This is a genomic window from uncultured Vagococcus sp. (genome assembly GCF_963518325.1).
In the GTDB taxonomy this organism is placed as follows: domain Bacteria; phylum Bacillota; class Bacilli; order Lactobacillales; family Vagococcaceae; genus Vagococcus_D.
Genome location: NZ_CAUQJB010000010.1, coordinates 93,508 through 106,538, shown reverse-complemented (window position 1 = coordinate 106,538; position 13,031 = coordinate 93,508). Strand labels below are relative to the sequence as shown.

At 43.3% G+C, this 13,031-nt stretch carries 17 protein-coding genes; all 17 read right to left on the bottom strand.

Annotated elements, in window-relative coordinates:
• Positions 1-20 precede the first annotated feature (20 nt).
• Positions 21-818, bottom strand: coding sequence for an energy-coupling factor transporter transmembrane protein EcfT (locus RWN13_RS10605; protein ID WP_314063143.1), 798 nt, complete (start codon positions 816-818; stop codon positions 21-23).
• Positions 815-1,672: an energy-coupling factor ABC transporter ATP-binding protein gene (locus tag RWN13_RS10600; protein ID WP_314063140.1), complete on the bottom strand. Its 858-nt coding sequence runs from the start codon at positions 1,670-1,672 to the stop codon at positions 815-817. Before RWN13_RS10600 ends, RWN13_RS10605 begins: the two co-directional genes overlap by 4 nt.
• Positions 1,648-2,487 (bottom strand): energy-coupling factor ABC transporter ATP-binding protein, encoded by an 840-nt coding sequence (locus tag RWN13_RS10595; RefSeq protein ID WP_314063138.1) that lies wholly within the window; start codon positions 2,485-2,487, stop codon positions 1,648-1,650. The genes RWN13_RS10600 and RWN13_RS10595 overlap by 25 nt, the downstream gene beginning before the upstream one ends.
• A gap of 356 nt (positions 2,488-2,843) precedes the next feature.
• Complete coding sequence (locus RWN13_RS10590) at positions 2,844-3,791, bottom strand: N-acetylmuramoyl-L-alanine amidase (protein WP_314063133.1); 948 nt, start codon at positions 3,789-3,791, stop codon at positions 2,844-2,846.
• A complete protein-coding gene (locus RWN13_RS10585; RefSeq protein WP_314063131.1) occupies positions 3,784-4,080 on the bottom strand; it encodes a hypothetical protein in 297 nt (98 codons plus the stop codon). Before RWN13_RS10585 ends, RWN13_RS10590 begins: the two co-directional genes overlap by 8 nt.
• 16 nt (positions 4,081-4,096) lie before the next feature.
• A complete protein-coding gene (locus RWN13_RS10580; protein WP_314063130.1) occupies positions 4,097-4,375 on the bottom strand; it encodes a hypothetical protein in 279 nt (92 codons plus the stop codon).
• A 123-nt stretch (positions 4,376-4,498) separates the two neighbouring features.
• Positions 4,499-4,924, bottom strand: coding sequence for a hypothetical protein (locus RWN13_RS10575; RefSeq protein WP_314063129.1), 426 nt, complete (start codon positions 4,922-4,924; stop codon positions 4,499-4,501).
• A 1-nt stretch (position 4,925) separates the two neighbouring features.
• Positions 4,926-5,165 (bottom strand): hypothetical protein, encoded by a 240-nt coding sequence (locus tag RWN13_RS10570; RefSeq protein WP_314063127.1) that lies wholly within the window; start codon positions 5,163-5,165, stop codon positions 4,926-4,928.
• Positions 5,166-5,167: 2 nt separating this feature from the next.
• Complete coding sequence (locus RWN13_RS10565; RefSeq protein ID WP_314063126.1) at positions 5,168-5,479, bottom strand: hypothetical protein; 312 nt, start codon at positions 5,477-5,479, stop codon at positions 5,168-5,170.
• A complete protein-coding gene (locus tag RWN13_RS10560; protein ID WP_314063124.1) occupies positions 5,479-6,300 on the bottom strand; it encodes a BppU family phage baseplate upper protein in 822 nt (273 codons plus the stop codon). The genes RWN13_RS10565 and RWN13_RS10560 overlap by 1 nt, the downstream gene beginning before the upstream one ends.
• Before the next feature lie 16 nt (positions 6,301-6,316).
• The gene (locus tag RWN13_RS10555) at positions 6,317-9,073 is read right to left on the bottom strand and encodes a phage tail spike protein (protein WP_314063122.1); all 2,757 of its coding nucleotides are present in this window, start codon (positions 9,071-9,073) and stop codon (positions 6,317-6,319) included.
• Positions 9,070-9,834: a distal tail protein Dit gene (locus RWN13_RS10550; RefSeq protein ID WP_314063120.1), complete on the bottom strand. Its 765-nt coding sequence runs from the start codon at positions 9,832-9,834 to the stop codon at positions 9,070-9,072. The genes RWN13_RS10555 and RWN13_RS10550 overlap by 4 nt, the downstream gene beginning before the upstream one ends.
• 14 nt (positions 9,835-9,848) lie before the next feature.
• On the bottom strand, positions 9,849-11,462 hold the full coding sequence (locus RWN13_RS10545) for a hypothetical protein (RefSeq protein WP_314063117.1): 1,614 nt from the start codon (positions 11,460-11,462) through the stop codon (positions 9,849-9,851).
• A gap of 60 nt (positions 11,463-11,522) precedes the next feature.
• Positions 11,523-11,807 (bottom strand): hypothetical protein, encoded by a 285-nt coding sequence (locus RWN13_RS10540; protein WP_314063114.1) that lies wholly within the window; start codon positions 11,805-11,807, stop codon positions 11,523-11,525.
• A 59-nt stretch (positions 11,808-11,866) separates the two neighbouring features.
• On the bottom strand, positions 11,867-12,223 hold the full coding sequence (locus RWN13_RS10535) for a tail assembly chaperone (RefSeq protein ID WP_314063112.1): 357 nt from the start codon (positions 12,221-12,223) through the stop codon (positions 11,867-11,869).
• Between the two features lie 49 nt (positions 12,224-12,272).
• A complete protein-coding gene (locus RWN13_RS10530; RefSeq protein ID WP_314063109.1) occupies positions 12,273-12,785 on the bottom strand; it encodes a phage major tail protein, TP901-1 family in 513 nt (170 codons plus the stop codon).
• An 11-nt stretch (positions 12,786-12,796) separates the two neighbouring features.
• Complete coding sequence (locus RWN13_RS10525; protein ID WP_314063107.1) at positions 12,797-12,976, bottom strand: hypothetical protein; 180 nt, start codon at positions 12,974-12,976, stop codon at positions 12,797-12,799.
• Positions 12,977-13,031: the final 55 nt, after the last annotated feature.

Sequence of the window (13,031 nt, the reverse complement as noted above, 5' to 3'; positions counted from 1 at the left end):
AGGGAGGACTGCTTACTCTTTTAATATCTTAAGTAAACCAGTGCGACAGTCAGTAAGCCATAAATTAAGATGGCCAGTGTGTCGCGACCTTGCCAATGCAAGATCCGGTATTTTGTACGACCTTCGCCGCCTTGGTAACCACGGGCTTCCATGGCAATGGCTAAGTCTTCTGCTCGGTTAAAGCTGCTGACAAATAACGGAATCAGCAGGGGCACGATGGCTTTCATTCGCTGGGCTAAGTTGCCTTCGCCAAAGTCAACACCACGAGCTCGTTGAGCATTCATGATTTTCTCAGTTTCATCCATTAAAGTTGGCACAAAACGCAAGGCAATCGATAACATCAGTGAGACTTCATGGGCAGGAAACTTCACGACTTTAAGTGGTCGCAATAAGTACTCAATCGCATCTGACAAGGCCAATGGCGGCGTGGTTAAGGTTAACAGTGTGGACATAAAGATAATTAACACAAACCGACAAAAGATAAAAGCCCCATTCATCAAGCCTAGCTCGGTTACGGCGATGATGCCAAAGCGGAAGTATTCCGTCCCACCACTGGTAAAGAGAACTTGCAGAATAACGGTGAATGAAATTAACCAAATCAAGGGTTTCACACCGCGAATGAAAAACTTAATGCTGACTTTCGATAGTAAGATCACACCGATTGTAAAAGCAAACATCAGTAAGTAAGACTGCCAGTTGTTGCAGAGGAAAATAATGCCGATAAAATAAAAGCTGGTCAGTAGTTTCGCTCGTGGGTCCATATTGTGAATCAGGGAATCCCCTGGAATATAGCGTCCGAAAATTAATTTATCCATCATTGGCTTTCACCTGCTTGCTTAATTGCTAAAGCCAGTTCTTTCGTTGTTAGGGGGAGATGATCAAACACAAACCCTTTATCCACCAAGCGTTGGGAAAAGGCCGTGGCAGTTGGCACGCCTAAGTGTTTGTCCTTCAACCACTGAACGTCGGCAAAAACTTCCTGTGGGCCGCCTTGTTTCACGACGGTACCGTCTTCTAGGACAATCACGTAGTCGGCGTAATTGGCCACGTCGTCCATCATATGGGTCACAAGGACAACGGTTAATCCTCGTTCTTTATGGAGACGGTCAAACATTTCCAGCATCTCCAGACGTCCTTGCGGATCTAAGCCTGCTGTTGGCTCGTCTAAGACGAGAACAGTCGGCTCCATGGCCAGAACACCTGCGATGGCTACTCGGCGCATCTGCCCTCCTGAGAGCTCAAATGGGGACCGTTCCATATAGCTGTCGTCAAGGCCTACCATCTCCAATGTTTCTTTGACGATTTCTTTGGCTCGTTCATCGGTTACGCCAAAGTTCTTCGGCCCAAAAGCGATGTCTTTTGCCACGGTTTCTTCAAAGAGTTGAGCTTCGGGAAATTGAAAAACAATGCCCACTTCTTTGCGGATACTTTTTAAATTTTTATTGTTTGTCTCTGGTTTAATCACGCGTTCGCCAATTTCCACTTGACCTTCAGTTGGCTTGACTAAGGCATTTAAATGTTGCAACAGGGTCGATTTGCCACTGCCGGTATGGCCGACAATTGCGGTGTAGGACCCTTCTTTAATTTCCAGATTAATATCTGACAGGGCCCGGTGTTGAAAGGGCGTCCCTGGCTGATAGGTAAAGCCTACTTGTTTAAAACGGATGTCCATAACCAGTTCACCATCCCTTCTTCAGACATGTATGCTGCTGGCACGTCGATGCCTAGATTGGTTAATTCTATCTTTAATTTTTCTGGGAATGGTAAATCCAAGCCCATGGCAACCAGTTTTTCCCCTGCCGAAAAGATTTCTTCTGGTGTGCCTTCTTGAACTAATTCACCGGCTTTCATTACCATGACCCGATTGGCGTTAGCTGCTTCGTCTATATCGTGAGTAATCGAAATCACCGTTAAATTTTTTTCTTCTTTTAATTGTTGAATCGTGGAAATAACTTCCAGTCGTCCTTTAGGATCAAGCATACTGGTTGCCTCATCTAAAATGATTACATCGGGGCTTAAAGCCACAACACCAGCGATTGCAACCCGTTGTTTTTGACCACCAGACAAGCGAGCTGGTTCTTTGGTTTTGAACTCACTCATGCGGACTTTCTCCAAGGCATCGTTGACACGATTGACCATTTCTTCACGAGGTATCCCTTGATTTTCCAAACCAAAAGCCACATCGTCCTCAACAGTTGAACCAACAAATTGATTATCGGGGTTTTGAAACACCATGCCAATTTTTTTACGAATCTCCCAAACATTGGCTTCGTTCAGTTCTAATCCACCGACAGTCACCTTACCTTCATTGGGCAAGATTAACCCATTAATCGTTTTTGCCAATGTCGACTTACCAGACCCATTATGTCCGATAATTGCCACCCATTCGCCTTGATTAATTGAAAAAGAAATATCATTTAGAGCGGAAACCTCTTGGTCTTCCTGATATTTAAAACTAATATGATCGATCTCTATAATTGGTTTCATGAATGTCCCTCACAGTTTCTTTCTACAAAAGAAAGCCAACTTAGGCAGTCAGCTTTAATCAAGTATAACACTAACAAAAAAATAGCAAAGTTTCAATGATATGAGCTTATCACTGCACTAAATTCCCTATAAGTGAATACTTAACGGCTTTTTTATTTAAATAAACGATAATTTCTTTTTTCCTTTTATTTCCTTGTCGTTAAACTCGACTAAGTCACTTGTCTATAATAGCATATTATCAAGGAAATTCCATCATCTTGGTCCCTTTTTCCGTTTATTTTAGGGAATAAAACGCTTTATGTCATGACACCTCAAAAAACCTAGGTCTCAGAGCGCGAGAGCTAGGTTTTTCAGGCTTATAATTTAAGATTGGTGGTGGCAACTGCCGCTGTCACTTGTCCATTTTTACCGATAACGGCTCGGTCGCCCTTAATCTCCATGACTTCATACACGCCTTGAGTCTTTAAGGGGGTTCCCTGATAATCCACTGCCTTAATCAGGGTCACGTTTGCCCCGATTTTCAATGACTGACTAGCCCCTGAGACTTCCGAACCAACTCCTCCGACGCAGTCTTGTGACAATAACCAACCAATTGGCTGGTCTTTGTTATACAGCAAGTACTCACAATTGGAGCGGGACTGTTTAATCGGTCGTTCCTGACGGTAAGCAAAGGTTCTGCCTTTGACCCACTGGGCAATCTTCGCTCCCTTACTGGACGAACTCCAATGGCTAGCATGAGGGGCCACGGTGACTGTCTTGCCTGTTACACTTGGTTTTTGGTTACTGATTGGTCCGCCAGAAATTCCTGCGGCTAAGGCTTTTGCTAAGGTTTCCATGTTACCAATTGCCTTGCTTCGATCGCCGCTGTTGGTAATAAAGCCCAATTCTAGTAGGCGATAGGCAATACCTCTCTGAGCGGCCACATTTAAGTTCTGTAAATCATTGCGCAAAGAAAACCCGCTTGGTGTGCCCACCCAAATGCCAATGTGATTTTTAATCACCTCTTTCAAGCGGTTATCCAAGTTATCTGGTGAAAAACCTGCAGCAATGATCACATGACCGCCACAGGCATTTGGATTGGTGGCGCCGTCCATGTGAAACTCAATCACATTCTGGTAGGCGGTGGTAGCCAAGCCGTTTTGCTGGTAACAATCCTTGGCCTGATCGTAACTATCCACCTTATCTGGAATCAATTGTTTGATTCTGCTGACTAACTGGCGCATGGTGGCTGCCTCATTATAGCCACCGCCACTGGCTCCCGGATCCCCTTGGCCGTGACCGGCCACCAATAAAATTTTAGTCATTTTCTTCTTCCTTTTGACTTGGCATAAAGGTGTCTTTCACAAAATCATAGGCACCGCTTGAGGCAAAGCCACCGATGATTCCCAAGCCAATCGAATAAAAATAATCCCCATAGTGTAAACTAAAGACGCTTCCCACAACGGCACCGATAATCGTGGCTGTGGCAGGCAGCCAGCGCTTTTCCACGATGCCCGTATAATTGGTCACGAATACGATTATCAAGCAAATAATCGCTGTTGAAAGTATCTGATTTTCGCCGTACTGTGACATCCATTCTAGTAATAGCTCCATCTTCTGACCTCCTTTCTCATCTCTCTATTTTGACTTTTATATCATGAATTTCTTCTGACACTTTCTTGATTGTTTCACTTGTTTCTTTCACTGTATTGGAGATGTTTCCCATCATCTCTGATTGTTTAGCAATGAAGCTTTGCTGCTCCGCAATTACTCTGGTTTTGTCTTCAAGTTGAACGGTATAACGTTTTTCACGTTCGTCGTTCTTCTTCATCACCCAAATAAATAAGGAGACAAACAATAGCCCAAAGCTGATCTCTGTTGCGTTTGACAGCAAATTTTCTATTCCCATTGGCTCACCTCCTTGTATAAAAATAACAATTAGCGTGATTGAGCTGTCACGCTAATTGTTTTTTGTAATAACAGATAATTTTTATCCTTGTTCTAGAAATAGTTAATCACTTCTGATAACCAACTATACAGACCACACCTCAAAAAGCATCATATTATATGCCGCATTACTAGGGGTTGGGTTAGCGTTGTTACTGTGACCTTTAAGCGTAGTGTCACTAACTTCAATTAACTTAACCGAATATGTTGATGTAGCTCCTGCATGAGGCAACCAATCAGCTCGCAACCCTAGTCCTACTTCTTTAGGAATAAAGACTGAACCATACCAGTTTTTTTGAATCCCTGCAGCATTATAACGACCATATTTTAATAACCAGCCATTAGCACATTCACTTAACTTCTTTTTCGGAGTAGCAACTTGCCCTTCATCCATCAATAATCCACCAGACCATAACAATTCACCTTTTGTTCCAATTCCTTCAATTGCCTGCACATGCGTCTTAATATATTTTTTCTGTCCATTTTCTACTAATTGTACGATATCTGCCATATTAAACCGTCCCCACTTTCTCAAATGTAATCGTGTTGTTACCAGCTGGTCCTTGTGGGCCTGTTGCGCCAGCCGCTCCCACGTCGCCCTTAATTCCTTGGGGGCCTGTTGCACCCGTTGCTCCTGTGTCTCCTTTTGGTCCTTGTGGGCCTGTAATGGTACTGAGACCTAGTACTGCTTTCGCATGGGTTTGAGGGTAAACCTCGACTCCTGCATTTTTTACTTTTACAATATCTACCATCCTTATTCATCCACCTTTTCCAATGAGATTCCATTGTTAATATGTTCAATCACTTCTTTTAATTCTCGGTACATCTCTGCCGTCAGTATCCCATCTTGAGTTTCTGAGGCAATTGGAACTCCTGATTCTGAAATCCCTAGATCTTGAGTTGTCAGCCAAATGTCTCCTTTTTTCCCGTTAACTGATTTAACCGTCGCCTCCTGATTGCCAAGGGCGTCGATTCCTTCAACGGCAGAGATATGGGTTATGGGATAAATTTGCCGATTTACGCCACTGTCATCTTTTTCCATGATGCGCTTGATTTCAATTCCCACTATAATTCACCGACTTTCTCAAGATAAAAAGTATCTTGGTTTGGATTGCCAATTTCTGCCACAACGAGTCCTGGCAAGTAGTGATCCGTTGCCACCGTTCCTTCTTTCATCACTTGATGATTGAGACTGAACCGATCGTCTTGCAGGGTTCGCAATGTCACAACCTCTTCATAAGGCAAGGTATAGTGGGACTCTTCCAGATGGTTTAACCGAGTGCCCAAATCAGCAAATGTTTGACCTGATGCTGACGACTTGCGCGCCTCACTCACTTCCCGATTGGTTTCTGTCAAAAGCTGTTTGACGCTAATTAGTTCTTGCTTTAGCTGATTGACCTGATTGCCTAGCTCTATGGCGGCATTTTCTCCTAGTGTCTCTTTAATCTCTTCAATCCACTGTGTCATCTCATCAATCAAGTCTTGAGCCGACTGCCAGTATGCCCCCGTATCAAAATTAGCAGTTGCTGGACTTGGCATCACCACATAAGTAAAGTCTTGGGTCGTTCCAACCACCTGATTATCTCGCTTAAAACAAAAATTCCCTTGATGTTTGCCTGTTTTTTGCATGCAGTAGTCGTTCATCACCAGTCGAACAAGGCTGTTCTTGCTGTCGATGACCTCTGCTTTAATTTCCACCGGCAGTTGATTACTGACTGTTTGAAAATAAACATCGTATTGATTTAAATTCGGAAACAACTCATGCTGCTGACTAATTTGAAAATCAAAGACTTCTGTCTGTTGATTTCCCTGACGGACTTTAATTAAACCAAGATGATTATACGGCTCGGTTGTACTTAAAATCCCTTTCCATTTTGCTTGAATCATTCCATCACTCCTTTCTTTACCCCAAGATATAGGGTCTTGGGTTTTCAAATCCTTCATTGCTCGGCCAAACATCGTTCATTATCTGAAAATGACAATGTTCACCTGTTGAGGGTCCTGTCGTGCCCATAACAGCAATCTGCTGACTTTGAGCTACTTGTTGACCAACACTCACGTTTAAGGACGAGTTATGGGCATACCCGGTGTATTTTCCGTTAGGATGTTTGATGACAATATACAAGCCATACCAATCCGGATAATTGCCCGCTATTACTACCTCACCGGCCATGGCCGCATAGATAGGGGTATTGGGATTGCCATTAACTAAATCAATCCCATTGTGAAGTTCGTCCCCATGAGGAGGTAACGGACTCACACGCCAGCCAAATTCACTGGTCACCGTAATCGGTCCTGAAATTGGTGGTTTAAAAGTGGTGCCAATCACTGGTGGCTTTAAGTTTTTAAACTTGTTGTACCAGTTATGGGCATTTTGAATCCGTTCCCCAGAAGCTTCAACTCCTGCCCGTTCAAAGTTCTTCAAAAAGGCCATGGTGGCTGAATCAATGTTAGTCATTTGTTTAAACATGGCCCAAGTTTGCGGGAATTCGCCTGTTGGAATCCACTGGCCATTTTTAGCATGCCAGTCGATTAATTTCATTTGCCCTTGAATGGTATCTGGCTTATCTTTAATCTGGGCCCGATCCATCAAGCCAATCATGTAATCTCTGCCTGTATAAGTTTGGGTCGAATCAGTCCATTGAACCAGTCCGTAACCATAGCCAGGCACGCCTGGCCGTTCATTGGCAGTTGGGCTCATATCGCCTGTTTCCCGTTGAATATTGCCCATCATACCTGCCGCTGATTCTTTGGCATGTCCTTGATTAATGGCCGTTATCCATATTTCCCAGGCCCGTTTATCTAGTCCTGTCGTCACCTCTGGCGGATACTGTCCGTCCCAGTTGTTGTTTCCACCGGAACCGCCTGGTGTCACTTCCTGACCATTTAATGTCAATCTGCCATTAATGTTCAGATCGCCATCGTGATGCCACTTGCCACGACTGTTGATCAACGGTTTGTTGGAATTAGATTCTTTGGGAATCTGAATCACATAGGTACTACCACCATCATTGGGATTTGAGGTATTTAAGGATAAAATCTCATTTTTCCCTTGTTGCAAGGCCACTCCGTTGGCTTTCCCTGTAGCTGAGCTGTAACTGGCAAATAAGGAACCAATCACCTCATTATCATCATTTAAAATACTCAACATGCCGTTTTTCAAGCGAACTTTATGATTGTCACCGTCTGTTGTAATCGTTGAACCAGTGATTGTGACGCCTATGATATCAATCGCACGTAAAACACCGGCTTTAATATAATTAGCATCGAATGTACCATCAATCGACCAAGCAGGTTTGAAATCCGTCATATCAAAAGGTCCATCAATAAAGCCGAGCCCTTGGCTATTTGCTACCAAAAAATTATCGCTGGCATCTAGTGAAGGGCCATTCATCCAAACCATTTGATTCGGCACCCGACTGTCTGACTCCCCCGTATCTGAAGGATTCATCATGATAATCGAACCACCTTTAGCCCCTCTCACAATATCAGACTGCCACTTGGCAATGTCTTCCGATTCCTGAAAGGTCATCTTGCGTTCATCCAAGGCTTTTAACTCGTGTTGAATGGTTGCCGTATTTCGCGAGGCGCTTTTGGTCATGTTATCTCCTAAACCAGCCTCGCTTTTGCCAGTTAACCGGTCTGTTTTGACTTTAAAAACACGTGTTTCATAATGATAGCCACGATCATCGCGATGAACGGTGACCCAATTCCCAATTGCATCGCCACTTAAGGTAGTGGTTTTAAACTGGACTAAGGGCCGTGAGCATGCCACTAATTCTTCATAGGTTCGTTCTAATAATTTTTTCGGGTTATCTTCATTGTCAAAGGTAACCACTTTTTCTCGTTTGCCCATACTTCCGTCACTCATGGGAATGCCATAAGCAGCAGTCATCTCTGGTAGTTCTAGCCATTGTTGGCCTTTTGGTTTATTTAAGGGGTTGCCGCGGCTTTTTTTCCATTCTATCTCTTTAAAATCAAGCTTTTTCCCTTGTCCATCCCCAACGTCTTGGCTCTTTCCCCGACCGATTAGTGAGGTATATATCTGACTGCGGTCTTGCTCTCTAATAATGCTTAAGGCTTTCTCGCCATAGGTAAAACGGGTGTTACTGACTTCGCCTATCTGTTGATAGATATCCATCCATTTACGGCTGATACCCCGCCCTTCTAGCTGACACTTAAAGACAATTTCACAGCCGAGTTCTTGTAATTGTTTGAGTCCTTCTTTAATTGAAAGATAGCTAAACTCACCACTGACAGCAGCCAAGCGATCGTCCACGTAGCCTACCGTCCAATCCGTGCCTGTTACTAAGAGCTGAGCCACAGATTTAATAGAGCGTTCCTCAACTTGAAGGTTTTCAACCACGTAGCCAGCCAGCTCATCTGGGGCGAATCCCACGCCTGTAAAGGTGAGTTGGTCACCTGAATCAGATGAATTGTATATTCGGTACATGGAGAAAGATAAGTCCAGTTCTCTGACGGCCATATAAGCGGCCTCTTTAAGCTCGTCGTGGTAATCCACCACCACAGATAAGGTATCGTTCAACAGCTCAGACTTGGCCGCTGTTATTTCCTGTTCCTGAATTACTTCTGTCAGGGCTTGCTCCGACACCACTTTAATTAACCGTTGAATGTCATTAAAAAAATAGACATTACTCATAAACTCACCTCTCGATAGATAACCTTTAACTCTCCATTACTACTAGTAATGGTTTGGCCTTGGGCCAGATAGAAGTCTTCAAAGCTACTGTCTAAATCCAGATAATAGGTTCTGTTTTGCCCATTGACCCTAATCTTTCCTTCTTTAAAGTCCACTTCGACCCGATCCCCCTCATTAAAAACCACTTGGCTCATGGAGATCCTTTGGGAGCCATTGGAAATCACTAAACTGCCTTTTTTTTGTGTGGTGATAGTGATTGTATCTGGTTTTGTTCGATAGCTGAACGTGCCCCCAATAAACCCTGTCGAGGTAAACTCTTTCGTATATTTCCGTGGATCTTGACAATAAACATCAAAGCTGGAGACGATGGTGTAACTGTCTCCGGCAATTTCATCTGATGCCGAGTACCTGCCAAGATAATGCACGTCCCGTTCATCATTAAAGTAGACAATCACGTCTCGTTCCCGGTATAAATAAGCCATTAATTGCCGATAATTAACCAGCAATTCCTCCGCGTTATCATGACGCAATTGGTAATGAACGGTTAGCCTTCGCTGAGGAAGCGTTTGATTGTAAATCACCGTCCCTGTTTTGCGGCTGTCTGCTTCAATCTCCAACGAGATCATTTCACGGCCACTGACGGATAATGTCCGATACCCCTCAATGGCTTCTTCAAAAAACAGACCGTCGTAATTCATAGCTGACGTTGGTAACGATCCCCGATTGACTTGTGTCTCTGTTGTATCTTGAAAATGATACATGGTTCTCCTCCTCTCTAAAAGGCTAAATTCAGTTCTGTATTGCCGCCAATAGCTTGGGAAATATCATCAACAAAGGCTCTAAACTGTTGGTTCCCCAAATTAACGGTAAAGACTGCTGGTTGCTTGTTTGGTGTTAGCAATAATTCACTTTTAGCGTTAATTGTTTGCTGGTTACTACTGTTTAAGGTTTTATCTAATTCAGACAATGAGGGGGTGGATAAAATGCTATCCATCGCTCGCTTGATTTGAGCTTCTCCTGCGTATATTCCTGTGGCGATCGTGCCACCAAAATTTAGCTGATCCAAATCTGATAAGGGTCCTGTTTTAGCTGGTGAAAATGGCAAGAAATCACGAATTTTACCGACAATCGTGTCAATCGCATTGGTCACAAATTTAACGCCGGCTAAGATGCCATCGCCAATCATTTTCACTAAGTTACCACCGGCATCCTTAAAGGTATTAAACCAGCCAGCAATCACATTGTAGGCCCCTTCAATCCCTGTGGTCACAATGCTTTTAACCCCTTCCCAAGCTGCTGTTACGGTTTCTTTGACGCCATTCCAAGCCCCCGACCAGTCACCGCTAATCAAACTCATCACCGTTGAAACAATCCCTTTGGCGACGTTTAAGCCTGTTTGAATAATTGTGGCGATGATGTTGAAAATAGTCGCTACATAGGTTTGGATTGTATTCCAAGTCCCTTGCCAAAGTGCTTGAATAACACCCAAAACGACGCCGATTACCGTCGAAATGGCATTAATCGCAAACTCTATGGCGGCTTTAATCCCGTTCCAAATAGTACTGGCTACTGTTTTAATGGTCTCATTATGTGCCGTCCAAAAAGCAGTTAAGGCACCCCAGACGGTTTGAACAACCGTTGAAATCACGTTCACTACTGTGGCAATGACGGCACTAATGGCGGCCCACACATTTTCTGCTGCTAGGCGAACTTGATTATTGGAATCCGTCCACCACGTGACGATACTGCCCCAAACTTCTGAAATAAACGTGGCAATAGTGGTTATCACATTGCTGATGGTTTCCGATATCATCGTCCAAATTTCGATTACTGCCGTTCTAAAGCCTTCGTTGGTGTTCCATAAGTAGATGAAACCAGCGACTAGTGCAACGATACCTGCAGCCAGTAACACCCAAGGTCCACCTACTAAGCCAGAAATGGCGGATCCTAATCCACCAAGCCCACCTGTTGAAAATGATGCCATTACTTCTTTAGCTACTCCTATTCCTTGTTGTAACTGATCGAATTTTTCTTTAACTTGGCTTATTCCCTCTGTAAAAGTCTTTATATTACCACCAACCATTTGGGCAGTAGATAAAAAGCCATTCACTTCTTGTAAAGCTTGGCCGACAGCTTCAAAACCAAATGTAGCAGCAAATTCAGATAATTGACTATTAACTTTCTGAGTATTCGTCAAAAATGTACTTACTTTTTCTAGTCCACCTTTGAGTTTTGCAGCATTATCGCTTAACTTGTTGACCGCTTCTGAAACAGCTCCTCCTGACGATCCACCACCTTTAGCGGCTCGCTGTTCAGCTCGGGCATTCATTCGCGAAAATAAATTTGTATCTGTTGCGGATAATATCGCTTCTACACTAAATAGTTCCACATGTTACCTCCTTTCTCTTATGAATTTACTAGCTAGATCTTCACTGGAATGACCCACTTTCTAGCCATTGGCTTTTCTCATTAATTGCGCGAATTGGGAGTCAGGCGTGTCCTCTACGAGGCCTAGAATTTCTTGCTCCCTCTTTTGATAATTAAAGAAGGCATTGAAATCTTTAAAGTAAGGCACTTCTTTTTTGCCTAACTTCTTCGTCGCCTGCACTTGCTGACCTAGCCAAGCTTGCAGATGGAAGTCGTATTCCTGATCCAGCTTTCTTAATTTAAAGGCGGTCACTCGCAGCTCAAATTCATAAGGGGTCATTCGTTCAATCCCTCTAATATCAGTCATTCCCAAACATCTTAATGAGAATATCTTGATCTTCTCATATGTCTCTGCGGAACTTTCGTTTAATTCTTGGTTTTCTTCAAGCTTTCCCGTAAGTTTCGCATGGCTAACTTTCCCGCATTTGATTCGGCTAGTGCCTTCATTACCTCGTCAAATAGTCCTTCGATATCTTCGACACCGTCGATGTAATCATCTAAGACATCCTGGGAGACCTTGTCTTCTTCAGTCAAATTGCCTAAAAGTAGCACGGTAGAAAGGGTGTTAACGTTAGTTCCTTGTAATTCGGGAATTACTTTAGCCGATAAGCCAAAACCAAATTTGATGCCTTCCTGTTCCAAAGGTAACCGGGCATCAATTTCTCGTACAAATTTTGTGCCAAATTTAAATGAATAGGTTTGTTTATTAATGATCAGTTTCATTCCATTGCCTCCTAATTTAACTTGTTATAGCTAGTTCCAATCGTCATAACTAGGCGTCAGCCGTTGTTGTGTCTTTAAAGACGTATTGAACTACTTCTGCCTGATCTTCTGATAATGAGGCAAATCCATCTTGTCCTGTCCCATTAATCGCAAATTCTAAGGATAATTCAACTCCGTCTTCTGAATTTGCAGTTTGAGAGAAGCTTGTGACAAACCCTTGGTAATAGGTAGCGGCAAACTTGTCTTGATTGACGGCCCCTGTTCCCTTTTCTGATTTATCAATTTCCCAGATTTCAATTAATTCGCCGTCAATTAAGGCTTGACGCATTTCCTTCACGTGAGCATCGCCTTTGGCAACGATTGAAGTAGCCGAAAACTCGTACTCCAATTGGGCCATGCTTTGAACGGCACCGTCTTTCGTTGGGGCACTGCTGGCCTCACGACTCAAGCCAATTTCGTGTTCAGTTTGGAAGGCTAATTTCCATGCCCCTTGTTCGGTCTCTTTCTTCAATAAACGGTATAATAGAATTACGTCAATTCCTTTTTTTGCTTCTAATGTCATCTTATTTCCTCCTATTTTTCGAAATCAATGGTAATGGTCATTTTTTTGATTGTCCCCATTTCTTTCTTTAGTCCTAATTGTTGGTACAGTCTTGCTAATTTCTGTTTGACTATGGCATCCACTTCAGCATCAGTGTAAGTTCGTGATGCTTTTTTCGGGTTGCCTGTTCCTTCATTTCCTGCTCTTGTCATATCCGGATACCCTCCATGTCTTTTTTAGTCGTTAAATGCTTGGACTGAAGCTAGC